At 68.9% G+C, this 23,001-nt stretch carries 24 protein-coding genes and 2 pseudogenes; 16 read left to right on the plus strand and 10 right to left on the minus strand.

Annotated features, from left to right (window positions below):
* Positions 1-25 precede the first annotated feature (25 nt).
* Positions 26-1,012, minus strand: coding sequence for a serine hydrolase domain-containing protein (locus tag D5S19_RS17445; protein ID WP_120024389.1), 987 nt, complete (start codon positions 1,010-1,012; stop codon positions 26-28).
* A 32-nt stretch (positions 1,013-1,044) separates the two neighbouring features.
* Positions 1,045-2,181: a glycerophosphodiester phosphodiesterase gene (locus D5S19_RS17450; RefSeq protein WP_120024390.1), complete on the minus strand. Its 1,137-nt coding sequence runs from the start codon at positions 2,179-2,181 to the stop codon at positions 1,045-1,047.
* A gap of 392 nt (positions 2,182-2,573) precedes the next feature.
* On the opposite strand from D5S19_RS17450, the gene purD reads away from it, so the two are divergent.
* The 10 genes and pseudogenes from purD to D5S19_RS17500 all read left to right on the plus strand — a co-directional run bounded on the left by purD (position 2,574) and on the right by D5S19_RS17500 (position 11,767).
* The gene (gene purD, locus D5S19_RS17455) at positions 2,574-3,833 is read left to right on the plus strand and encodes a phosphoribosylamine--glycine ligase (RefSeq protein ID WP_120024391.1); all 1,260 of its coding nucleotides are present in this window, start codon (positions 2,574-2,576) and stop codon (positions 3,831-3,833) included.
* Between the two features lie 96 nt (positions 3,834-3,929).
* Positions 3,930-4,319, plus strand: coding sequence for a PE domain-containing protein (locus tag D5S19_RS17460; RefSeq protein ID WP_120024392.1), 390 nt, complete (start codon positions 3,930-3,932; stop codon positions 4,317-4,319).
* Positions 4,300-4,902, plus strand: a complete 603-nt coding sequence (locus D5S19_RS17465; RefSeq protein WP_120024393.1) for a DUF3558 domain-containing protein — start codon at positions 4,300-4,302, stop codon at positions 4,900-4,902. Before D5S19_RS17460 ends, D5S19_RS17465 begins: the two co-directional genes overlap by 20 nt.
* Positions 4,903-4,912: 10 nt before the next feature.
* Positions 4,913-6,658 carry a hypothetical protein gene (locus D5S19_RS17470; protein WP_120024394.1) on the plus strand — a complete coding sequence of 582 codons (1,746 nt, stop codon included), beginning with the start codon at positions 4,913-4,915 and terminating at the stop codon, positions 6,656-6,658.
* Complete coding sequence (locus D5S19_RS17475) at positions 6,655-7,413, plus strand: ESX secretion-associated protein EspG (protein ID WP_120024395.1); 759 nt, start codon at positions 6,655-6,657, stop codon at positions 7,411-7,413. Before D5S19_RS17470 ends, D5S19_RS17475 begins: the two co-directional genes overlap by 4 nt.
* A 150-nt stretch (positions 7,414-7,563) precedes the next feature.
* A complete protein-coding gene (locus tag D5S19_RS17480) occupies positions 7,564-7,875 on the plus strand; it encodes a hypothetical protein (protein ID WP_120024451.1) in 312 nt (103 codons plus the stop codon).
* 31 nt (positions 7,876-7,906) lie between these two features.
* A pseudogene (locus D5S19_RS33180) lies at positions 7,907-8,197 on the plus strand (WXG100 family type VII secretion target); the annotation flags it as partial.
* Positions 8,198-9,847: 1,650 nt separating this feature from the next.
* Positions 9,848-10,063, plus strand: a pseudogene (locus D5S19_RS17490) (transglycosylase SLT domain-containing protein); the annotation flags it as partial.
* 228 nt (positions 10,064-10,291) lie between these two features.
* Complete coding sequence (locus tag D5S19_RS17495; protein ID WP_120024396.1) at positions 10,292-11,458, plus strand: pyridoxal phosphate-dependent aminotransferase; 1,167 nt, start codon at positions 10,292-10,294, stop codon at positions 11,456-11,458.
* A gap of 123 nt (positions 11,459-11,581) precedes the next feature.
* Positions 11,582-11,767 (plus strand): hypothetical protein, encoded by a 186-nt coding sequence (locus D5S19_RS17500; RefSeq protein WP_098512615.1) that lies wholly within the window; start codon positions 11,582-11,584, stop codon positions 11,765-11,767.
* 133 nt (positions 11,768-11,900) lie between these two features.
* On the opposite strand, the gene D5S19_RS17505 is transcribed toward D5S19_RS17500, so the two are convergent.
* Both D5S19_RS17505 and D5S19_RS17510 read right to left on the minus strand, forming a co-directional pair.
* Complete coding sequence (locus tag D5S19_RS17505; RefSeq protein WP_120024397.1) at positions 11,901-12,482, minus strand: HAD family hydrolase; 582 nt, start codon at positions 12,480-12,482, stop codon at positions 11,901-11,903.
* Positions 12,483-12,498: 16 nt separating this feature from the next.
* A complete protein-coding gene (locus D5S19_RS17510) occupies positions 12,499-13,521 on the minus strand; it encodes a threonine aldolase family protein (protein WP_120024398.1) in 1,023 nt (340 codons plus the stop codon).
* Between the two features lie 133 nt (positions 13,522-13,654).
* Between D5S19_RS17510 and D5S19_RS17515 the strand changes: the two genes are divergently transcribed.
* Genes D5S19_RS17515 through D5S19_RS17525 form a run of 3 tightly spaced genes read left to right on the plus strand, consistent with a single transcriptional unit; the run spans position 13,655 to position 15,492 of the window.
* Positions 13,655-14,164 carry a SigE family RNA polymerase sigma factor gene (locus D5S19_RS17515; RefSeq protein WP_098512618.1) on the plus strand — a complete coding sequence of 170 codons (510 nt, stop codon included), beginning with the start codon at positions 13,655-13,657 and terminating at the stop codon, positions 14,162-14,164.
* Positions 14,157-14,858, plus strand: coding sequence for a hypothetical protein (locus D5S19_RS17520; RefSeq protein ID WP_120024399.1), 702 nt, complete (start codon positions 14,157-14,159; stop codon positions 14,856-14,858). Before D5S19_RS17515 ends, D5S19_RS17520 begins: the two co-directional genes overlap by 8 nt.
* A 37-nt stretch (positions 14,859-14,895) precedes the next feature.
* A complete protein-coding gene (locus D5S19_RS17525) occupies positions 14,896-15,492 on the plus strand; it encodes a TetR/AcrR family transcriptional regulator (RefSeq protein WP_120024400.1) in 597 nt (198 codons plus the stop codon).
* An 8-nt stretch (positions 15,493-15,500) separates the two neighbouring features.
* On the opposite strand, the gene D5S19_RS17530 is transcribed toward D5S19_RS17525, so the two are convergent.
* From D5S19_RS17530 to D5S19_RS17535, 3 genes are read right to left on the minus strand one after another with little or no spacing between them, the layout of a single operon-like run.
* A complete protein-coding gene (locus tag D5S19_RS17530) occupies positions 15,501-16,205 on the minus strand; it encodes a FadR/GntR family transcriptional regulator (RefSeq protein WP_120024401.1) in 705 nt (234 codons plus the stop codon).
* Positions 16,202-16,369 carry a hypothetical protein gene (locus D5S19_RS32035; protein ID WP_158605552.1) on the minus strand — a complete coding sequence of 56 codons (168 nt, stop codon included), beginning with the start codon at positions 16,367-16,369 and terminating at the stop codon, positions 16,202-16,204. The genes D5S19_RS17530 and D5S19_RS32035 overlap by 4 nt, the downstream gene beginning before the upstream one ends.
* The gene (locus D5S19_RS17535) at positions 16,366-16,974 is read right to left on the minus strand and encodes a bifunctional 4-hydroxy-2-oxoglutarate aldolase/2-dehydro-3-deoxy-phosphogluconate aldolase (protein ID WP_120024402.1); all 609 of its coding nucleotides are present in this window, start codon (positions 16,972-16,974) and stop codon (positions 16,366-16,368) included. The genes D5S19_RS32035 and D5S19_RS17535 overlap by 4 nt, the downstream gene beginning before the upstream one ends.
* 123 nt (positions 16,975-17,097) lie before the next feature.
* Between D5S19_RS17535 and dgoD the strand changes: the two genes are divergently transcribed.
* On the plus strand, positions 17,098-18,246 hold the full coding sequence (gene dgoD / locus D5S19_RS17540; protein WP_120024403.1) for a galactonate dehydratase: 1,149 nt from the start codon (positions 17,098-17,100) through the stop codon (positions 18,244-18,246).
* A gap of 53 nt (positions 18,247-18,299) precedes the next feature.
* On the opposite strand, the gene D5S19_RS17545 is transcribed toward dgoD, so the two are convergent.
* Genes D5S19_RS17545 through D5S19_RS17555 form a run of 3 tightly spaced genes read right to left on the minus strand, consistent with a single transcriptional unit; the run spans position 18,300 to position 20,247 of the window.
* Entirely contained in the window at positions 18,300-18,746 is a 447-nt protein-coding gene (locus D5S19_RS17545) for a hypothetical protein (RefSeq protein WP_120024404.1), read from the minus strand.
* 5 nt (positions 18,747-18,751) lie between these two features.
* Positions 18,752-19,909: a putative T7SS-secreted protein gene (locus tag D5S19_RS17550; protein WP_147397429.1), complete on the minus strand. Its 1,158-nt coding sequence runs from the start codon at positions 19,907-19,909 to the stop codon at positions 18,752-18,754.
* 11 nt (positions 19,910-19,920) lie between these two features.
* Positions 19,921-20,247 (minus strand): hypothetical protein, encoded by a 327-nt coding sequence (locus tag D5S19_RS17555; protein WP_120024406.1) that lies wholly within the window; start codon positions 20,245-20,247, stop codon positions 19,921-19,923.
* 324 nt (positions 20,248-20,571) lie between these two features.
* Here D5S19_RS17555 and purB point away from each other — a divergent pair, with 324 nt between their 5' ends.
* Both purB and D5S19_RS17565 read left to right on the plus strand, forming a co-directional pair.
* A complete protein-coding gene (purB, locus tag D5S19_RS17560; RefSeq protein WP_120024407.1) occupies positions 20,572-21,999 on the plus strand; it encodes an adenylosuccinate lyase in 1,428 nt (475 codons plus the stop codon).
* Positions 22,000-22,139: 140 nt separating this feature from the next.
* Complete coding sequence (locus tag D5S19_RS17565) at positions 22,140-22,946, plus strand: substrate-binding periplasmic protein (RefSeq protein WP_120024408.1); 807 nt, start codon at positions 22,140-22,142, stop codon at positions 22,944-22,946.
* The last annotated feature ends 55 nt before the right edge of the window (positions 22,947-23,001 follow it).

Genomic DNA, 23,001 nt, shown 5'->3' on the forward strand with positions numbered 1-23,001 from the left:
AGCTAGCCCGCCCCGTTCACAGGTGTCAAGATCCGGGCAGCACCTCCTCCGCCAGATGGCGGACGACCGGCCAAGCCCCTTCCGCGGTATTCGCCAGCACCGTCATGCTCAGCTTTCGCCCCGGTTGCCACACACTGCGAAACGAGACGCCGTAGTCGTATCCCTCCAGCAGGACCGTGTCCCCGCGCGCGGGCAGCCAGAAACCGAGGCCGTACCGCAACTTCTCCCGGGTGCCGGTTTCCGGGCTGTGCGCCGCGGTCATCCGTGCCACCCACTGGCGTGGCACGATCCGGCCGGCCTGCAACGCGGGCCAGAACGCCGCGAAATCCGGCGCCGTCGAGTAGCAGCCGCCATCCCCGCTGCCCACCACCGGCAGGCTGAACACGTTGGTACGCCCGTCTTCCAGGTACCCGGTGGCGGTGCGCGCGGGCAGCTCGTCCGAACGGAGGAACGCGGTGTCCGGCATGCCGGCGGGCTCGGTGACCCGCGTCCGCACGAGTTCCGCGAACGGCAGCCCGGCCGCCCGCTCGGCGAGGATCGCCAGCACCGCGTAGCCGCCATTGTTGTATTCGAACCGCGTGCCGGGCCGGAATCGTTGCGGCTGCCCGTCCAGCGCCGGCAGGTACGCCGCCGCGGACGTGAATTCCCGCGGCCGAGGCGGCGGTTGCGCGTCCTCGCCGAAGTAGTCGCCGATCCCGGACCGGTGCGCCAGCAGCTGTTCCACCGTCACCGCGTCCGCGATCAACGGCAGGTCCGGGCCGAGTAGCTCGCGTACCCGGGTGGTCAGCGCGAGCAGCCCGTCGACGATCAGGCTCACCACGACCAGCGCGGTGAACCCCTTGGTACCACTGGCAATCCCGAACCGCGTATCGACGGTGTTCGGGACCCTGTACCCCCGATGCGCCCAGCCGTATGCGCGGCCGAGCACCGTTTCCATGCCTCGCCGGACCAGCAGCGCGCCGGTGAACCCGGTACGCGCTGCCAGCCGGTCGATCCCCTCCCCAAGATCCATACGAGAAGGTTAGCGAGGGGGACCGACAGAAATCAGCGGCCGAGGAAGTCGTGCAGCGATTCCAGCGCGGTGTCCGGCTGGTCGGCGAAGAATCCGTCCACCCCGGCCCGGAAGAAAGCGGCCTCCTCGGCGAACACATTCCCGAATGCGGTCGGGCTGTCCGAGGAACGCAGATTCGCGGGCAGGAACGGGTTTTCGTTGCGGAACGTGTACGGCTGCACCTTCAGTCCCACCCGGTGCGCGTCGGAAATCAGTGAAGTGGGCGTGCCGAGATTACCCTTCGCGTCCAGCGGGATGATCTGCGACTTCTCCGGTCCGAGGTAGACCGCGTACTTCGCGACCTCACGCAGCCCGGCAGGCGAGACAAGATCGGCGTACGTGCGTTTGTCGCCCTTGGCCACCCAGTCCGCCGGCGCCCCGGTCGCGCTGCTCAGCTGCAGCAGCGGAACCTTCACCTGGCGGTGCAGCGCCTGCAGGTTCGACACCTCGAACGACTGGATGGCCACCGGCGCGTTCGGCCGGTTCAACCCGTTGCGGGTGAGCAGATCCACCAGCTTCGGCTCGGTCGGGTTGCCGATCGAGGAGAAGTAGGTGGAGTGCTTGACCTCCGGGTAGGTGCCCAGCGTGCGGTGCAGCTCGCGGCCGAGCCGCCGGGCGTCGTCGAGCACCTCCTGGTAGGTGGCGATCCGGAACCGGCCGTTGTAGAGCTGGTTGTTCGGGCGGTTCTGCGGGATCCGCTCCTTGGCGAAGAGCGTCTTCAGCTCGGCGAGGGTGAAGTCCTCGGTGAACCAGCCGGTCATCTTCGTGCCGTCGATGACCTTGGTGGTCTTGCGCGCGGCGAACTCCGGGTGGTCCGCGACGTCGGTGGTGCCGCCGATCTCCGGCTCGTGCCGGGCCACCAGCTGCCCGTCCTTGGTCGGCACCAGGTCGACGTCGACGAAGTCGACGCCGATCCGCCAGGCCAGCTCGTAGGAAGCGAGGGTGTGCTCCGGACGGTAGCCGGGGGCGCCCCGGTGGCCGACGATCACCGGGTCATCGTGCCCGCGGCCGTGCGCCACCGCATCCGGGGCGGTCTGCTCGACGGCCGCGGCCGGGCCGACGGTGAGGCCCGCGACGCCGAGCAGGGCCAGACCGGACAGGGCGAGCATGCCGAGACGTGTGCGTTTCATGGGGAGACCTCTCTCTACCGGGTGCCCGGGGAGTTGCGACCGGGGCCACGAGTACCGCGCCACCCTCACCGCCGCAAGCGTCCGCCGGACTGACCCGCCCGGACGTGGGGCTGACAACCGGGTAAACGGTGCATGGATTCCGTTTTCGGGCACCTCGGACACCCGGGGGTGACCGGCCAGGCGGCCGGTTACGGCCTGGATCGACGAGGGTTCGGGTGACCGGTACGCCGGGTTTGCTGCCGCCGGGGCGATCGCCATGCCCGCCCGAGTCCGGTACGGCCTGCCTGACCAGCCGTAACTCCGCTCGGTGACCCCTTGCCCGGATATTCGGGTGACCCCTGGACCGGACGGCCATCTGCCCGGCCGGTGCACGCACCGTTACGCTGTCCGGCGTGCGCGTACTGGTAATCGGGTCCGGCGCCCGTGAGCATGCAATCGCCCTTGCGGTGTCCGGTGATGCTGGAGTGACGGCGCTCGCCTGCGCGCCCGGCAACGCCGGTACCGCGGCGGTCGCCGAGCAGCTCGGAGTCGACCCTGCCGATCCGGCAGCGGTCGCTGTGCTGGCCAAGGAGTGGGGGGCCGACCTCGTCGTGATCGGCCCCGAGGTGCCGCTCGTCGCGGGCGTCGCGGACGCGGTGCGCGAAGCGGGCATCGCCTGCTTCGGGCCGAGCGCCGCCGCCGCGCGGATCGAGGGCTCGAAGGCGTTCGCGAAGGACGTGATGTCCGCCGCAGGGGTGCCCACGGCCCGCAGTGAGGTCGTTGACACACCCGCGCGGCTCGACGCGGCGCTTCAGCGTTTCGGGCCTACTTGGGTGGTCAAGGACGACGGGCTCGCCGCCGGCAAGGGCGTGGTGGTGACCGAGGACATCGAGGTGGCCCGCAAGCACGCGCTGATGCTGCTCGACGGCGGCCACCCGGTGCTGCTGGAGTCCTTTTTGGACGGGCCGGAGGCTTCGCTGTTCTGCTTCGTGGACGGCCGCACCGTGGTGCCGATGCTGCCCGCGCAGGACTTCAAGCGGGTCGGCGACGGTGGTACCGGCCCGAACACCGGCGGGATGGGTGCGTACGCGCCGCTGCCGTGGGTGTCCGAGGACCTCGTCAACCACGTCGTCGCGCGCATCGTGCAGCCGGTGGTCGACGAACTCGACGTGCGGGGCTGCTCGTTCTCCGGTCTGCTGTACGCAGGGCTTGCGCTCACGTCGGACGGCCCGCAGGTGATCGAGTTCAACTGCCGCTTCGGGGACCCGGAGACGCAAGTTGTGCTCGCGCTGCTGCGTACGTCTCTGGCTGAGGTGCTGAAGGCCACGGCGACCGGGCGGCTGGCTGAGCTTCCGCCGCTGGAGTGGTCGCGCGGCGCCGCGGTGACCGTGGTGATCGCAGCCGACGGTTATCCGGGCAAGCCGCGCACCGGTGACGTCATCACCGGCGGCGAGATCGAAGGCGTGCTGCACGCGGGTACGCGGCGTCGCGAAGACGGTGCGGTCGTGTCCTCTGGTGGGCGCGTGCTCTCCGTGGTGGGCACCGGCAAGACGCTCAAGTCCGCGCGTAAGCACGCGTACGAGACAGTCGAGCGCGTACACCTGGCCGGCTCGCATCACCGCACTGACATCGCGCTGCGTGCTGCGAACGGCGAGGTCGCCGCCCCGGTCTGAACGGGCCGGGCGAAACTCGCCTCGGATTCACGCGTCCGTTGGTAGCCTCGAAGCGGGTTGCCGCGGTCACTGTCCGTATCACGTGAGGGGTAGCGCATGCCAGGAAGCACTCCGCCGTCCGGCCTGGCGTCCTCGGTCCCGGCTGTGCCGGGGGTCGCGGACCTGGTCGTGCAGCCCAAGAAGCTGCTCGACGTCGCCCGCGTGGTGGAAGAGCAGGTCACTGCGCTTGAAGACAAGCTGCTCACGCGCCTGGGCGAGCTGCGCATCGACACGCCTTCGGCGGACACGGTGAGCATCAACGCGATCGGCGCCTGGAACATGCTCGTGGCCGAAGGCGACCAGTCCTACGTCGCGCAGGTACGCGAGTACGTCGCCAACCTCCATCGTCTCGTCGCGCAGTTGCGCGAAGCGGCGAAGACCTACGAAGCAAGCGAAGCGGACAAGGCCGCGGCTTTCGGGGACCGCGGTGCGCACGGCATCCATTAAGCCCTTGGTCGCCGTCGTCGCGGGCCTCGGTATCGCCGGATGCTCGTCCGGTGACGAGGGCACGGCGTACCCGGCGCAGGCCTCAGTGAGTTCGGCTTCCCAGCAGGCGATGGCTTCGCAGCTGCCGCCGCGTCCGGCCGAGTTGCCGATCGCCGGCACCGATCCGTGTCAGTTGCTCGGGCAAGCGCAGTTCGACGCGCTGAAGGTGACCAGCGTGCCGCGGAAGGCCGCGGACCCGCAGGACGGCCCCACGTGCGTGCTTGACGCGAACCAAACCGAGCCGTTCCACGCGTTCCATCTGCGGGTGGTCGGCGCGGATCTGCAGGAGTGGCTCACCGGCAAGCGGCGCAAGAACAGCGTGACCACCACGCCCACGAGTGTGGAGGGCTATCCGGCGCTCGCCGGCTATCGCGCGTCCGGCACCCCCTCGGACTGCGAAGTGCTCGTCGGCGTCGCGAAGGGGCAGACGCTCGCTTCGCAGGCTTTCGCCATCACTGCCGGCGGTTTCAGCCGGCCACAGCTGTGTGAACTCGCCAGCAAGGCCGCCGGACTGGCGGTCCAGGACCTCAAGGCACGGAGCTAAGGGAGCGCGCGTGGAGATCTCGGAACTCGCCGGCAGGATCCGCGACCACCGCTTCGACGGCTGGACCGACACTGCCATCTCCGAGGAGATCGAGAAGTTCGCCACCGGCGACGGAATCGACAGCATCGGCACCGCGGTCGAAGCGCTGAAGGCGGTCTCGGCCGCGCTCGCGGAAACCGACGGCACGTTGCGGGAGCAGCTCGCGAAGCTCGGCGTCGAATGGCAGAGCGCGGCGGGCGGGCAGGCCGGGCAGGTGCTCACCGCGCAGGCCGGATTCTCCCAGGATGCCACGACCAAGGTCGCGCACACCGCGGAAATGCTGTTCGCCCAAGGGGAATTGTTCAGTCACACCAAATACAAGCTGCCGAACCCGGCGACCGTGCGCAAGGGGGCGGGCGGGCTCACCCTCGGTGACTCGGTGCTCAGCCTGATCGGCTTCGAAACTGATCACGCCGCGGAGGTCGAGGCCGCGGAGAACGCGCGGGCCCAGGCACTTGAGGCGTTGAACGCCTACGCCCAGCAGAGCGGCGAGATCCTGTTGTCCAACAAGGAATTGAGCAAGCCACAGGCGCTGTCCATGTCCGCGCCGGTTGGGCCGGGCGTGGTGGACCGCGCCGGCACGGCGGTCGAGGTGACGCCGGATGGCGGGGTGAAGCCGGCGTCCGCGTCGATGCGCTCACAGCACGTCGAGCCACCTTCGGTACAGCAGGTCAGCAGGCCGGTGGCCGATCCGCCGGTGGCCACGTACGGCGTTGCCACTCCTGCGCCGCGGCCAAGCCGGGTCACCCCGGCTTCGTACGTCAAGCCGTCCCCGCCTCCGCCGCCGGTTCAGGAAGCGTCGGCCGGACATGGCTCGGCGGAACCGCAGGCCCGTGTCGGATGGCGTGCTCCTGAAGTGCCGGTCAGTCCCGGAAACCCTCTTGTGGCAGGGAATTCCGGCGGTACTCGGGTGCCGGGCGGTGCGTCGGTGCCGGGCGGTTCGCGGGAGCACGGTGGCTTGCCGGTGTCGCGAGGACCGGTCGGCAGCCACGGCTCAGGGGTTGCGGAAGGAGGCAGGCCCGGTGGCATCCACCCGGAGCCGCCCCGGGGCGACTCCGGGCCGGACGGCGCGCTCAGCCATCGCGGCGGTGGTGCGGACGACGGCGGTGGTGCAGCAGGTCGCGGTGGCGCAGCAGCCGGCGGTGGCGGCGCGGCCGGTGACAGCGGCACGGTCGGCGGTGCGGCAAGCGGCGGTGGTGGTGCCGCAGGAGGCGGTGGTGCGGCCGGCGGTGGTCTCGGGAGTACGCACGACCACAGGCTGAACCCCGGTCATCTGGTCGGCAGCGTTCCGCAGCCGCCGGACCCGCCCAGCACCGGCAGTGCTCCGCCCGCTCCGCCACAGAGCGATGCTTCGGCCGGCGACATCGGTGCGGGCGCCGCGGCGATCGGCGCCGGAGTCGCCGGTGGCGCGCTGGCCGGGGACCGCGAACGGCAGGGCCGCGGGTTCGGCGGGCCGCCGACGAAAGGCCTGGCGCAGCCGTTGCCGGTGGACGACCTGCCCGAGGAAGAAGCGGTCGCGCTGCGCAAGGCTGAGCAGATCAGCCCGCGAACGGGCGGCGGCGACGCGAAGTTCCTCTCTCCGGCCGCGACCCAGGCCGAGGTGGACGCCGAGCCCGTGCGCCGCTTCGGCGTCGACGACCGGGACCTGTTCACCGACGGCCGGATGGTCAGCCGCGATGTGCTCGGCGGGGGCGCCGGGGAAGAGCGCCGCCTGTGAGCCTGGTGCTGTCCACGCTCGAATTCGACGTGCTGTGGGAATCGCTGGATCTCGGCGCCCGCCCGCCCGCGCTGGGGGTGCGTTCGCCCGGTACCACGCATTCACAACGCCGGTCGCTGGTCGAGTCGGCCTGGGAGTCGCTGGCGCAGCGCCGGCTTGTCCGCGCCGGCCGTCCGAACAGCGCCCTGCTCGACCAGCTGCACCTGCTCGCGCGGCCGCAGTTCGCGGTGGACGTGTGGGTGTGGGCCGAGCGGGAGATCCACGGCCGCGCGGTGAGTCGCGGCAGCCAGGCCGTACTCGGCGTGATCGACCGGGACGAGGTGTGGCTGATCCCGGCAGACGAGGGCTCGCTCGCCGAGGCCGCCGTCCCGGTCGCCGGTGAGCTCGGTCCCGGTGTCGGCCAGTCCATCTCGGTTCCGCACGACATCTTGGTCGCCGCCGACGCGGCCGCGCAGGGCGAACCGAAAGCACTGGTCACCGCACTGGAAGACCGTGGCCTGGATCTGTGGCACGCGCAGGAGCTGGCCGGCATGCTGCTCGGCCAGGAGGCCCGCGGCCAGTTCTGCGCGGAACGCGTCCTGCGCGACGGCACCGTCCGCCGTTCTCCCCGGGTGGCCGCCTTCTACGACACCGATTCCGGCCGGTACCTCTTCCAGCTCACCGACGACCCGGACGGCCGCGCCTGGGCCACGGTCAGCCCGGCCGACAACGCGGTACTCCTCGACCGGGTGCGCGAGCTGCAGTCCGGGCTCTGATTCCGGGCAGCGAGTACCTGCCTCCGGTGGAAGTCGGGCAGAATCGCACACGGCGCGCGTTCGACGTCTTACAGTGTGCAGGGAACCGGCCTGATCACCGGTGCGTCCGAACCGTTCGGAAGCGAGAGTCGCGAAAGGGATGGCGAACGGGTGCCTGTCTACGATGCGGATTCCATGGCCATTGCGGCCCGGAACATCGAGAAGTTGAAGGATGAGTTCGAGAAGTCCCGAAAGCAACTCACCGGCGTCGACGACGAGCCGGACAGCCCGTTCGGCACGATGGGTGGCTCGAAGGACGTGCACGGCGCGGTCGGCCAGTTCAAGCAAGGCGTGCACAGCGAGTTCGACGCGGCCGGGAAGCTGATGGAGGCGACCGGATTCATCCTCCGCAAGGCGGCCGGGCTGATGGCCGAGACCGACCAGGTCGCCAAGAGCGATCTGACCGTGCACGAAGACCGCTGAACAGGCACTACGTGGGTGAGGGGCGACAGGGATGGGGTTGATCGACTTCCCGCCGGCTTGGCAGGGCATTGTCGACAAGGCGAAGAAGGTCGACGGCATCAAGCCGGAGTCGATCGAGAAGGCCGCGCAGCAGTTCAAAGACGCCGCGCAGCAGGCAGGTGATCACAGTGCGGCGATGAAATCGTCCACGGATTCGCTCGCGGAGGGCGTCTGGAAGGGCGACGCGGCAGACGCGTTCGTCGGGTACGTCCGGCAGATCACCTCCGCCGGCGACAAGGTGCAGGGGCACCTCTCCGACGTCGGCAATGACCTGAGCAAGCTGTCGCAGGATCTCAGCGGCGTGAAGAACAAGGTAACCAGCGCGCTGGACGATGCGCACAAGTCGATCGACGCTCGCATCAAGGCCGAGACGACGAAGGCCCAGAACGCGCAGAACGCCGAGGCGGCGTACGCGAAGTCGGACAAGAGCGGTCCCGCGCCGAGCCCCACGTCGCAGTCGATCATCGACGCGGCGAACAAGGCGAACGAAGCGGACGCCACGAAGGCGCAGCAGACCATCGATCCGCTGCTCGAACAGGCAGACGGCATGGTCAAGTCGTCGCAGCAGCTGATGCAGACCCAGATCGAGGGCGGCTACTCGAAGGTCCCGCTGCCCGGCTCGGACGGCACGATTCCGCAGAGCACCGGCGGCCTGCACACCGGTCACGGCGGCGGTGGCGGTGGCCACCACAGCGGCGGTGGTGGGGGCGGCGGTGGCGGTGGCCTCGGCCCGAGCGGCGGCCCGCCTTCCTCCCCGCCGCCGGGGAACGTGCAGCAGTGGATCGACGAGGCGATCAAGGAGCTGCAGGCCGCCGGGGTCAACGTGACCGAGGCAGATGTCAAGAACATCTGGGCGATCATCCAGCACGAGTCCGGCGGGAACCCGAACGCGATCAACAACTGGGACTGCGTTCCCCTCGACACGGCGATCCTGACCCGGCGCGGCCTGCTCAAGCACCGCGATGTCCTGGTGGGCGACGAAACCATCGGCTACAACCCGGCGACCGGCCGCAGCGAGTGGACCCGGATCACCCGGGTTGTGCACCACGAGAACGCACGGCTGGTCCGGATCGCGAACAGCCGCTGGCAGGCGACCACGACACCGAACCATCGCTGGCTGACGTTTCCGCGGGTTAGCGTCGCGAAGGCCGGGCAGCCGTGTACGGAGACTCAGGCCGCGGTGGGCGTGGCTGTGCACCCCGAGCCGGCTAGGACCGCGTACGCGACCGAAGGGCGCTTCGTCACCACCGACGAGGTGGCCGATTGCGATCGGCTCCTGCTGTCCGCGGCCGCGGAGACCGGGGACGGTTTGGACGTGACCGTGCGGGAAGCCGCCCTTCTCGGCTGGATCGCCGGCGACGGGCGCGTCGAGAGCCGGCAACAACGTCCGACGATGTCGATCGCACAGTCGAAATCGGCTGCGGCCGGCAAGATCCGGGAGCTGCTCGCCGGTATTCCGCATGCCGAGTATCTCGACGATCAAGGTGGCCCGCGGTACCAGTTCCGTCTCGACCCCGGTTATGCGCAGGATTTGCTGCGGCGGGCGGGAAATCCGAAGTCGGAAGCGTTCGCTCAGGTACTCGCGATGTCGGCGCTGCAGCGGGCCGCCTGGCTCGAAGCCGTGATCGACGCGGAGGGCGCCTGGTACGACGAGCCGGGCTGGCCGGCGCCGAAAGTGACGATCCACCAGGCACCGGGTGAAGTGCTCGACGCCATCGTGCTCGCGGTCTACCTTTCCGGCGCGCGGCCGGGAGTGTCCTTTGTAGACCAGGTGGATGCCTGGCAGCCGGAGTCCTCGGTGCGGGCGAACCGTCCCGTCGTCTCCGGTGGATCGCTCAGCCGGGAGGAGGCCGGTCGCGGGGACGTCTGGTGCGTCACCACCGAACTCGGCACCTGGACGGCACGCGAGGGCGAGCACCTCTTCCTCACCGGGAACTCGAACGCGGCCGCCGGGCATCCGTCCAAGGGCCTGATGCAGTGCATCGACTCCACCTTCAACGCGCACAAGCTTCCCGGGCACGACAACATCTACAACCCGGTGGACAACATCATCGCCGGGGTCCGGTACTCGATCGACCGGTACGGCTCGATGGGCAACGTGCCGGGGGTCGCCGCGATGGCGCACGGCGGCGCGTACCGAGGGTACTGACCGCTTCACCGAGTGCCGAGAACGGTGCCCGGCCGTTCTCGACACTCCTACGGCGGTTCCGGGCTACCTCCGCAAACCGGCCATCCTGTGGCCCGGGGTGCGCTGAGGCTGTGAAGGGTCCCTTCACGGACTCCGAGGCCGTGAAGGGACCCCTCATTGCGCCTTCCCCCGGTGAGGGCGATCCTGGGCGCCGGACTTGAGGCCGGCTTGAGGCTTTAGCCTGACGACATGGTCGACCTTGGTACTTTCGGCGGTCCAGCGCTGCGCGCGGGCGTGCCTCCTTTCCACGTGATGGACGTGCTGTCCGCAGCGCAGGCCCGGCAGCGCAGCCACGGCGACGTCGTCTCGCTCGCTGCCGGGCAGCCGTCCGTGCCCGCGCCGGAGCCGGTGCGACGGGCCGCGAGCGAGGCGCTGGGTAGGCAAACCCTCGGCTACACCGAGCAGCTCGGCATCCCTGAGCTGCGCGAAGCCGTCGCCGGGCACTACCGGCGTACCTACGACGTGGACGTGGCGGCGCAGGACGTCGTGCTGACCACCGGCTCGTCCGGCGGGTTCCTGCTGTCCTTCCTGAGCGCGTTCGACCCCGGTGCTCGGGTCGCCATGGCGCGGCCGGGCTACCCGGCCTACCGCAACCTGCTGAACGTGCTGGGCTGTGAGGTGGTCGAGTTCCCGACCACGGCGGAGACGAACTTCCAGCCCACCGTCGAACTGCTCGACCGGCTCGGCCCGCTCGACGGGCTGATCGTGGCCAGCCCGGCCAACCCGACCGGCACCGTGCTGCCGCCCGGCGAGCTGGCCGCGATCTCCGGGTGGTGTGCTTCACGCGGGGTCCAGCTCATCAGTGACGAGATCTATCACGGCATCACCTACGGTGCGCAGCTCGACTGTGCCTGGCAGTACAGCCGGGAAGCCCTCGTGCTCGGCTCGTTCTCGAAGTATTTCGCGATGACCGGCTGGCGGCTCGGCTGGATGCTGGTGCCGGCCCGGCTGCACCGCTCGATCGACGTGCTGACCGGCAACTTCACCATCTGCCCACCGGCGCTCTCGCAGCACGCGGCCGTCGCGGCGTTCACCCCTGAGTCCTATGCGGAGGCTGACGCGCACGTCGCGCGCTATCGCGACAACCGCGACCGCCTGTTCGCCGGGCTCCGCAGCATCGGGCTCGACAAGCTCGCCCCCGCCGACGGCGCCTTCTACGCGTACGCGGACGTCTCTGCGTACACAACGGACAGCTTGAGCTGGTGTCAGCGGCTGCTCGCGGACACCGGGGTCGCAATCATCCCCGGGATCGACTTCGACCCGGTCGACGGTGGCCGGTTCGTGCGGTTTTCCTTCGCCGGAGCAGCCGAAGACATCGACGAGGCGGTGCGCCGGCTAGGCACCTGGCTGGGGTGAACACCGTCAGGGGAACCCGGAGAAACCCCTGAACGTTGACTCGGAAAGGCGCGTTTCCGGCGGTGAAGTGGCACGCTGGAGGGCACCGGGCCGAGATGGCACGGAACGGCACTCGGAGGGGCCATGTTCTGGAAGATCGTCGGAGGACTCATCGTCGCGTGGATCGCCTTCATGGTGCTCGGCGGGATCCTCGGTTTCGTGTTCAAGACGGTCCTGTGGATCGCGATCATCGGCGGTGCGGTGTTCCTGGGCACCGCCGCCTACGGCGCGATCTCCGGACGGAAGAACTCCAAGCGGATCAATGGCTGACGTGAGGTGAAGGGCTGTGAAGGGACCCTTCACGGACGGAGAGGCCAGGGTTCCGGCAAAGTCGGTGTAGAGGTCCGTGAAGGGTCCCTTCACGGACTCTGAGTCTGTGAAGGTTCCCTTCACAGCCATGGGATCAGCCCAGCGCGGCGCGGGCGGCTTCGGCGCCGTTCCATACGTGCGCGCGCAGGCCCACGGCCCGCGCGCCTTCCACATTGGACGCTCGGTCGTCGAAGAACAGGCACTCGCCGGGTTCGGCGCCGAGTTGTGCCAGCAGCAGCCGGTAGATTTCCGCGTCCGGTTTCGCGCATCGCACGTCGCCGGAGAACATCGTGTGGCGGAACAGCTTCGCCCACTCCTGCTCGCGCACCCAGGCACCGAAGGTGACCGAGGCGTTGGACAGCAACGCCAGCGACGCACCGGCCTCGGCCAGCGATCCGAGCAGGTCGAGCGCCTCCGTGGTCAGGTGTGACCAGCCCGCCACGTCCAGCGCGGTGAGTTCGGCCGAGAGCGCCTCGTCCACCTGCACGCCGAGGCGCTCCCCGATCGCGGTCCAGTAGGCGAGGTCGGTGGATCCCCGGTCGTAGGGTTCGCGCAGCTCCCAATACACCGGCTCGAAGTCCTCGGCCGGCACGCCGGTCACGGCGGCCAGTTTCGGTAGTGCCGTGGTGCGAGTGCACAGCACTTCGCCGTAGTCGAACACGATCCAGTGGGACACGTGACTTCCCCGGGGGTCAGGCGCCGGTCTTGAGACGGCGCAGCGTTTCCTCGATATCCGTGGCGGAAAGGTCGCGGTGCGTGGTGAATCGCACCTTGCCCGCCATCGGCACGGTGCGGATGCCGAGCGAGTCCAGCCAGCCCAATGCGGTGGGCAGATCCGGTACATCGGCGAGCACGATGTTGGTCTCCGGCGTGTTGACACCCCAGCCGTGTTCGACGAGCCCGGTGGCGAGCCGCCGGGCGAACTCGTGCGTCTCGGCCAGCTCGCCGGTCCGGCCCAGCGCGACCAGGCAGGCCGCGGCGAGCACGCCGCCTTGACGCACACCGCCGCCGAGCATCTGCCGCATCCGGCGAGCACGCTCGACGAAGTCCTTGCTGCCCGCGACCACGGAACCGACCGGCGCGCCGAGCCCCTTGCTGAAGCACGCCGACACGGTGTCGACGCCGACGGTCAGCGCCGCGGGAGGCACTTGCAGCGCCACTGCCGCGTGCCAGATCCGGGCGCCGTCCAGGTGCACGGTGAGCCCGGCCTGCTTCGCGACGGACAGTAGTTGCGCGTGTTCGTCCGGCGGCGTGACCGCGCCGCCGGCGGCGTTGTGCGTGTTCTCCAGGCACAGCAACGTGGTGCGCAGCGTGAAATACGGGCCGGTGCTGCCGATCGCGGCGGCCAGCGTGTCCGGGGTGGGACGGCCGGGGCCGGCGTCGTGTTCGAGCGGATCCGGCATCCCACCGGCCAGCCAGGCGGCCGAACCGAGTTCGTTGGCGAGCACGTGCGCGCCGCGGGTGGCGAGGAACCGGTCGCCACGCTGGAGGTGCAGGCTCAGCGCGATCAGGTTCGCCATGGTCCCGCTCGGCGTCCAGAGCGCGGCGGGCATGCCGAGCACCTGCGCGGCACGCCGTTCCAGCTCGGCGACGGTCGGATCGGTGCCGATGACGTTGTCGTCGACCTCGGCCTCCGCCATTGCCCGGCGCATCACCTGGTCCGGACGGGTGACGGTGTCGGAGCGGAAGTCGATCGGCCGGGCAGTACTGGTCACGAACCGATCACAGCACAACTACGGAGCGGGATTCAATGCGCTCGGGTGGAACGAACCCGGTTGATCGTGCAACCGTGTACGCCCCCGGTTCCGTCTTCCAGACGGACCTGTCACGAGTGGAGCTGCAGAGCGCGTGGACCAGCGCGACGAACAGGAGTTCGCGGAGTACTTCGCCGCGAAGCGGGAGGCTGTCCGCCGGACCGCGTACCTGCTCTGCGGTGATTGGCACAAGGCCGACGACCTCGCCCAGACCGCGTTCGTCGCGCTGCACCGGAGGTGGAAGAAGATCAGGGACCGGGCGGCCACCGATGCGTACCTGCGCAAGACGCTGGTCCGCGCGGTGATCGACGAGTCGCGCCGGCCGTGGCGGCGGGAGCGGCAGACCGAGGTGCTGCCGGAACCGGTCTCCGACGGCCCCGGCGTGGCCGAGCGCGTGGCGAACCGGGAAGACCTGCTCGCCGCGCTGAAGGAGGTGCCGCGCAAGCAGCGGGCGGTGCTGGTGCTGCGGTATTTCGACGGGCTCGACGTGAGCGCCGCGGCGAAGGCGCTCGGCTGCAGCGAGGGCAACGTGAAGAGCCAGACGGCGCGTGGGCTGGCGAATTTGCGGCAGGTACTGGACCGGGAGGTGGAGCCGAATGGATGAGCACGACCTGGAGAAGCTGCTTTCCGGCGCTCCCGGCGAGGTCCCGCCGGCCGGTTTCGACCTGGCGGACGTGGTCCGGCGTTCGCAGCGCGAGACGCTCCGCCGCCGCAACCGGATCGCTGTGGGTGCCGCCGCGGTGCTCGTGGCCGCGGGTTTCGGTACCTGGGGAACCGTCGGCAGTCTGGGTGATACGTCCGGTTCGTCCCCGGTCATGAATTCGGCCGGCGGACCGGCGCAACCCAGTGGTCCGGCCGCACGTCCTTTCGGTACCGGGGGTAACCAGAACTTCCCGTCCCAGCAGTCTCGGCAGGGAGACGGCGGGGACGGGAAGACCGGCCCTGTGGCCGAAGGCACCCACGGGTGCGCACGGGTGGACTGGGAGCTCGCCACAGCCCTCGCTGGCGAGCTCCCAGGCCACTTGATCCCTGCCAATGCCTCCCCGGGTAGCGCCTGTACGACGGATTCGCGCGGCGCCGGGTTCCCGCTTCCGGACGGCGCGATCTCGGCCGCGGTGTTCCCCGCGGGCCGGCCGGTCGTAGTGCCCGCCCAGCCCGCCGGATCGCGCACGGTGCGGCACGCGGCCGCCGGGGGCGGGACTGTGGTGCTGGTCAGTGTGCCGGGGACGAGCGGGCAGCCGCCGCCGTTCGCGGCGGAGCTGGACCGGCTCGTGGCCGGGCTGGCTGCGCGGTTCTGATCTCGGCCAGTCCGCTGGGCTGGCAGAATGTGCGGCCATGACGGCAGCGACCACCCCGAAGGGCGAGCGCCGCCGTGCGGCACTCGTCGAATCCGCGGCCGGACTGCTGGTCGAGGGCGGATTCGACGCCGTGCGCCATCGTGCGGTCGCCGAGCGGGCCGGGTTGCCACTCGCCTCCACCACGTACTACTTCGATTCGCTGGAGGACCTGGTCACCGCCGCGGTCGAGCATCATTCGCAGGCCGAGCTGGCCAACGGCCGTCGCCGGTTGGACGAGCTGGCCACCCGGCACCGCGGGGTGCAGGCCACTGTGGAGCTGGTGCTGGACCTGCTGCTCGGACCGTCCAGCGGCGACCCGGAGGCGGATGCGGAAGCCGTGCTGCTGCGCTACGAACGGCTCGTGGCCACCGGTCGGCGGCCGTATCTGCGCCCGCTCATGCGTACCTTGTCCGCGCAGCTGAACGAGCTGCTGACGGAGATCTTCGCCCGCTCGGGCACCCCGGTGACCGAGGTAGAGCTGGAAAGACTGGTCGCGCTGGTCGACGGCGCGGTGGTGAACGCGTTGATCGCGGTCGACCCGGAGCCCCGCGTGTCCGCGGCACGCATGTTGACCGCCGCGTTGTCCGAGGGCTGAGGCCGGGTCTACGGTTTCCGGCCGCGGGCTTGGTTGAGATCTTCGTGGGATTTCCTCACCAGCGCCACCATTGCTGATTCCGCGGCGTCCGGGTCGCGGGCGACGATGGCGTCCAGCACCTCGCGGTGGCTCGGTACCGGGTCGTCGGCGGTCCGGGCGTGGTGCACGATCCGGTCGCGTTCGGCGAGTCCGATCGCGAGCACGCGCTCGACCTGGCGCAGGAAGTTGTTGTGGGTAGCGGTCATCAGCGCCCGGTGAAAGGCGAGATCGGCTTCGACGCCGGCGTCCGGATCGGACTTCGCGGCGGCCATCCGGTCGAGCGCGCTTCGCAGCGCCGCGATGTCCTCGTCTCCGGCGCGTTCTGCCGCGAGCCGTGCCGCCGAGGGTTCCACCACGGTGCGTACCTCGGTCAGCTCGTCGAACAGGGCCGGGTTGCCGCTGGCCGCGGTCTGCCAGCGCATCACGTCGGCGTCGAGCAGATTCCAGCGATCGCGGGGCTGCACGAACGTGCCGCGCTTCTGGCGTGCGTCGATCATTCCCTTTGCTGCCAGCACTTTCAGTGCTTCACGGAGTGCGGTCAGGCTGATGTCCAGCTCCTCGCGCAAGGCGGGGAGGTCGAGCACCGTGCCTTCGTCCCATGCGCCGGACAGGATGCGGGCGGACAGCGTTTCCACGGTCTGGCCGTGCAGGCCGCGCGGGCGAGGTTCGTTCAACGCAGCTCTCCTCGGCAGGGCAGGAGGAAGCTCGGCGACCCGGTGTCCTCGACATCGAGTGCGGTCAGCACCCCGCCGTCAAGCGAAATCGACGTGACCGCACCGCTTTTGGCCTCGTTGCCGCCGCATTCCGCGGTGTGGCAGCCGGCCGGCAGCACGCTCATCGCTGCACCAGCGCAACGACCCGTGCCCGGATTTCCTTGGCCGTGCCATGGGTCAGCGCCGATCCGATCCCGCACGCGACCGCGCCCGCCGCGAGCCATTCCGGTACGTCGGCGGGCTCGATTCCGCCCGTCGGCACGAGCGGAGCCTGCGGCAAGGCCGCGCGCACGTCCTTCACCCACTGCGGCCCCAGTGCCGAGGCCGGGAAGACCTTCACCGCGTCCGCGCCTTCTTCCAGCGCGCGCACGATCTCGGTGACCGAGCCGGTGCCGGGAAACGCGGCGGCGCCGTACCGGTGCGCGGTGCGGATAACACCGGTGTGCAGCGACGGGGACACCAGAAACCGTGCCCCGGCCCGGATCGCCGCCGTCGCCGACGATTCGTCGAGCACCGTGCCCGCCCCGATCGTCGCGTCCGGATACGCCGAGGTCAGCTCCTCGATCGCGGCCAGCGCGCCCCGGTTCGTGAGCGGCACCTCCACCGACCGGAGCCCGGCGTCGAGCACTGAGCGCGCGGCTGTGACCGCGGAAACCGCATCCGCGGTCCGCACGATGCCGACGACCCCCTGCCGCACTGCCTCGTGGGTGATCTGCCACCGGTATCCCATCGACGCACCTCCTCGCGACGCCACTGTGGCACGGTTGCCAGCCGGGCGGTTGAAATACTAATTTAGTATTTATTCCGGGGCCAGGCGGGCCCGGGAGGAGTCTGCCGAGGAGGTGGCATCCGGATGAAGATCACCGGGATCGAGACGTTCCTGGTCGCTCCGCGCTGGCTGTTTCTCAAGGTCAGCACGGATGAAGGCATCTGCGGCTGGGGTGAGCCCGTGGTCGAGGGCCGGGCGGGCACCGTCCGCGCGGCCGTGCACGAGCTGGCCGAACTGGTCGTCGGCAAGGATCCGCTGCGGATCGAGGAGCACTGGCAGGTGCTGCGCCGGGGCGGGTTCTACCGGGGTGGCCCGGTGCTCTCCAGTGCGCTGGCCGGGATCGACCATGCGCTGTGGGACATCGCCGGGAAGGTGCGCGGCGTGCCGGTGCACGAGCTGCTCGGCGGCCCGGTCCGCGACCGGGTACGGGTGTACTCCTGGGTTGGCGGCGACCGGCCGTCGGGCATTTTCGATGCGGTGTCCGCGCAGGTCGCCGCGGGTTTTACGGCGGTGAAGATGAACGTTGCCGGCCCACTGGCCCCCATCGCCACACCTGCCGAGGCGAACGCCGCCCTCGCCCGCGCGCGGCAGGCGCGCGAGGCCCTCGGCCCGGACCGCGACCTGGCGATCGACTTCCACGGCCGTGTCTGTCCGGCAATGGCGCGACGGCTGCTGAAGATGCTCGAAGAGGTCCAGCCGATGTTCGTAGAGGAACCAATCCTGCCCGAATTACCCACGACGGCGCTCGCGTCCGTCGTCGAGACCTCCACCGTCCCGATCGCGACCGGGGAACGGCTCTACTCTCGCTGGGAGTTCAAGCCGGTGCTGGACGCCGGCGTCGCCGTGGTGCAGCCGGACCCGTCGCACGCCGGCGGCATCTCAGAACTGCGGCGGATCGCGTCACTCGCGGAGATCTACGGCGCGCATCTCGCCCCACACTGCCCACTCGGCCCGATCTCACTCGCCGCCGCCCTGCAGGTGGCGTTCGCGACGCCGAATTTCCTGATCCAGGAACAGAGTTTCGGTATGCACTACCACGATGGCCATGAGCCGGTGGCTTATCTGGCCGACTCCACGCTGTTCCGGTTCACCGACGGGTACGCGGCCCGCCCGCTCGGCCCGGGGCTCGGCGTCGAGATCGACGAGGAGGCGGTGCGGCGGGCCGATGAAGCCGGGCATGAATGGCGGTCGCCGGTGTGGCGGTTGGCGGATGGGGGATTGGCGGAATGGTGAGGCTCTTGGTTCGCTGGACTGTTCAGCCGGCCGACGAAATTCCGTAGGTGCAGCTACTTGTGGATCTCGGGGTCATACTCTTCAATTCGTGCCTGGTCCAACCGGCCTTGCCGCAGCCCGGTGAGCCCGTTGCCGGACACGACGAGGCGCCCCCGTGGCGTGAGTCCAAAATCATCGCGCTCGGCTTGACCGGTTACGTAGAACCATTTTACTGCCGGGAAATCACTGAATCCCATGACGCGCAGGGCATCCTCGCCCTCCGGGGAAAAGGTGATCCGCACATCGCGGAGGTCAAATCCGGACAGGCCTGCACCGCGCAGCTTCCCGGCCAGGTGATCGGTGATTACGTAGCTGGGAAACCCGGTCATGAGATCGTCGCCCGTCCACCCCACGATCTCGTACTCGAGTCGCTCGACGCGCGGCGGATGAGTGCTGTGGTCAAGCACCGTGCCTTCGCCCAATCGTCCCGCGACCTCTGGTTTGACCATGTAGTAAGCCATGGTTCCTACCTTACCGGAGGGGTAAACATGTGACCGTACTTGTCGTCCATCCTGGTGGCAAAGTCGAGAAGATCCTGCTTGGTCGCTCCCGGGTTGTCCATGTAGAAATCGTCCCACTCCATTCTGAGCTTACTCTGGTGCAGGGTGTTGGTAACTTCGTTGGGTATGCCGCGAAGGTTGTCGAGTGAATGCATCTCATGCTTGGTTATATCCAGATGTGGGTACAGCTTTCCAATGGCCTGCTGCTCGACGGCATGATGAACCTGTACCTTTCCCTGAAGTTCGGGGTAGTGGTCGAAAAAATTCTTGCGATAGGCATCTTTCCCAATGCGGGATGACCATCCGAATCTGGCAACTTCCCCTTTTTCGAGCGCTTTGCCTATCGTCTTCGCAAGCTTGCTGCCGCCGGCTGCCCAACCTGCGAACGGTACGGCTGCCGCGCCGGACAGTGCGGCCTCGCCGGCATGTCCCTGTAGCGCGTGCCAGCCCGCGTTGATGCCGTCGGCGATCTCACCGATCCCGGGAATCATGCCGAGGCCGTCAAGGATGGTGTGGCCGACCTTTGAGACTGTGGTTTCGTCGTCAGTCTCGGTCGGCGCGGCGTCAGTCATCTCGCGCAGCGCTTGCGCGGAGACTTCCGCGACTTCGTCGAGTTGCCGCCGAGCGCGGTTCAGGATCTCGTGCGCTGCCTGCCGGTATTCCGCACCGAGGTCATGAAACTGCGGCGGCTGGACAACTGTTCCGTCACCTCGAGCGGCGTTCGACTGAGTCTGCCTGCCGGCGTCAGCGACAGCGCGGTCATGATCGGCGTGCGCTTGCCGTGTGAGCGCTTCGCCGCGGTTGTATAGTTCAAGTGCCTGGTCGGCCTGCATCTGGGCCCAGCCCAGACAGTTGGCGTACGATTCCACCGCTTGCGCGCCGAACGCGAGAGCGTCGCCGGTCTTCAGCCATTTGGAGACTTCGATCTCGTTATCCTCGGTATACGCGTCGTAGGCGGGGCCGCGCCAGGCTCCGACATCGATCCGCCTCAACGCCTCGCCGTCGGCGAGAACGTCGATCGCGCGATCGCGTAACACTTCGGCATTCTTGTAGAGGGCTTCAGGCTTGCCGGGGACCAGTTCCACAGATGAGGACGCCGCACCGAGTTCTTTCCGATCGACCACGTCCACTCTCCTTACCGGTCATCCATCGCGGCAACTGCGGGATCGGCGGTCAGGCCTTGTTTCGCGGACTGATCGGCTTCGCGATACAGCCTTGAGGCGATGTTCAGCCCCGTGCGCATGTCCTCGGCCTTGCTGCACAAGACGTCCATACTCTCGCTGAGCCGGATACAGAAGTTCATCAACGCCTCGCGCATGACGGTGCTGCCGACCTCGGCCTCTTCCCCGCATAGACCGCGAAGTTCGAACGCTTCCTGCTTCTTGGTTATCTCCCCCATCGCCTTCGAAGCCTCTTCCAATACTTCGACCTCGACGTGAAATCCGGGTCCATCCAGCGCCACGGTGCCTCCCCGCAAACCGGCTTGTCGTGTTTCCGGCGACCCTTGAGGCCTGTCTGATACGCGTTCAATGGGGCGCCGGCAGTATCAGGGTGCCGGACAAAGGATGGTTACAAGACTGATGGAGCGGAGGTCACACCTTCTGGAGTAGCCGGACGAGCCGGACGCCCGGTTCGGAATGCCGGCGTGTGGTGCGTACTGGGTGTTGTCGGCCACTTGGCCGTGGAGCGCGAGGTCCGCCCCTGCCAAAACGCCGAGCACCCGCCCGCCCCCTCCCTCCCCAAGGTCCCACCCAACCGCCCTGACCTGCGCAGGTATCGTGGTCCCGTGACGGACAAGCCTCGTATTCCCAACGTGCTCGCCGCCCGGTACGCCTCGCCCGAGCTGGTGCGGTTGTGGTCCCCGGAGCGCAAAGTGGTGCTGGAGCGCCAGTTGTGGCTCGCTGTGCTGCGTGCGCAGAGTGAGCTGGGGGTCGAGGTCCCCGACGGGGTGCTCGCCGACTACGAGCGGGTCATCGAGCAGGTCGATCTCGACTCCATCGCGGCTCGGGAGCGGGTGACCCGGCACGACGTGAAGGCTCGCATCGAGGAGTTCAACGCGCTCGCCGGGCACGAGCACGTGCACAAGGGTATGACCTCGCGTGACCTCACCGAGAATGTCGAGCAGTTGCAGCAGTTGCGTTCCCTGGAGCTGATCCGCGGCCGTGTCGCCGCGGTGCTTGCTCGGCTGGCCGCGCTCGGGGTGGAGCATTCCGACCTGGTGATGGCGGGGCGTTCGCACAACGTCGCCGCGCAGGCCACGACGCTTGGCAAGCGGTTCGCCACCGCGGCGGACGAGTTGCTGGTCGCCTTCGCCCGGCTCGACGAGCTGATCGGCCGTTACCCGCTGCGCGGGATCAAGGGGCCGGTCGGCACCGCGCAGGACATGCTCGACCTGCTCGGGGACGAGTCTGCGCTGGCGCGGCTGGAGACCCGGATCGCCGAGCATCTCGGGTTCGCCAACCACTTCGTCAGTGTCGGCCAGGTCTACCCGCGCTCGCTCGACTTCGACGTACTGTCCACTGTGGTCCAGCTGGCCGCCGCGCCGTCCAGCCTGGCCAAGACGATCCGGCTGATGGCCGGGCACGAGCTGGTCACCGAGGGCTTCAAACCCGGCCAGGTCGGCTCGTCGGCCATGCCGCACAAGATGAACACCCGCTCCTGTGAGCGGGTGAACGGGCTCGCCGTGGTGCTGCGCGGCTACCTGTCGATGATCGGCGAGCTGGCCGGTGACCAGTGGAACGAGGGCGACGTCTCGGATTCGGTGGTGCGCCGGGTCGCGTTGCCGGACGCGTTCTTCGCGCTCGACGGCTTGCTGGAGACTTTCCTCACGGTGCTGGGCGAATTCGGCGCCTTCCCGGCCGTGGTGGAGCGTGAGCTTGATCGCTATCTCCCGTTCCTGGCCACGACGAAGGTGCTGATGGCCTCGGTACGCCGCGGCGTCGGCCGCGAAACCGCGCACGAGGCGATCAAGGAGAACGCGGTCGGCGTCGCGCTGGCGATGCGCGAGCGCGGTGCGGAGAACGACCTGCTCGACCGGCTCGCCGCCGACCAACGGCTCCCGCTCGACCGTGCTGAGCTGGACGATCTGCTCGCCGACCGGATCTCGTTCACCGGGGTCGCCCCGCGGCAGGTGGAGGAGGTCGCCCGCCGGGTGGAGGACGTGCTCAAGCGGTTCCCGGACGCCGCGGCCTACACCCCGCAGCCGATCCTGTGATCATCCGCACCACGTCCACCGGCTGAGACGGGCTTACCCCGACGAGCGAAATCCATAACCTCGGACGCCGAAACCCTTGCAAGTGCCAGGTCGCACTCCGCGGCCTGGCGCTTCTTGCCGTGCGTACCAGGAAGAAGCTCATGAGAAAGCTCCTCAGCACCCTCGTACTCGTCGTGACCGCCACTGCCGGTCTCGCCGCCTGCGGTTCGTCCGGCGACTCCGCCGGGCAGACCCTGCGGGTCGGCACCCTCACCGACGCCCCGCCGAGCATCTTCCTCCAGGACGGCCGGTTCACCGGATATGACAACGAGCTGCTGAGGGACATCGCCCAGCGCGAGGGCTTCCAGGTCGAGTTCGTCGGCACCGAGTTCGCCACGCTGCTGGGCAAGGTGGCCGGCGGGCAGCTCGACATCGGCAGTTCGACGATTTCCGCGACCGGCGCGCGCAAGAAGACCGTGGCGTTCTCGAACGGCTACGACACGAGCTACACCACCGTGGTCACGAAAAAGGGCGCCGCGCTGAGCGGCCCGGGCTCGTTCGCGGGCAAGCGGCTGGGCGTGGTGCAGGGCTCGGTGCAGGACGAGTTCGCGGCGAAGCTGGCCGGCGCCGAGGTCGTGCGATTCCCGGACTACAACGCCGGGTTCGCCCAGCTGCGCAGTGGCGGGCTGGACGGCTGGGTGGTGCCGAAGGACATCGGGCAGAAGTACCTCGACCAGAACCCGGCGGTACCGCTGGAATTCGGCTACACCGTGCTGGACAAGGACACCCCGTCCGCGTTCGCGGTGGCCAAATCGAACACCGACCTGCTAAACAAGATCAACGACGGGCTGGCCAAGGCGATCGCGGACGGCACCGCGGCCAGGCTGCACGCGCAGTTCTACCGGTCCGCGCCGATCGCGAAGGAACTCGACAAGGGAGGCTCGGGTTTGCCGGTGAGGAATTCGTGAAGAAGCTCGGTGGTTGGCATAAGATTCACCGGCCGGTCCGGTCGAAGCGCGCAAG

It is taken from the genome of Amycolatopsis panacis (assembly GCF_003600245.1).
Classification (GTDB): domain Bacteria; phylum Actinomycetota; class Actinomycetes; order Mycobacteriales; family Pseudonocardiaceae; genus Amycolatopsis; species Amycolatopsis sulphurea.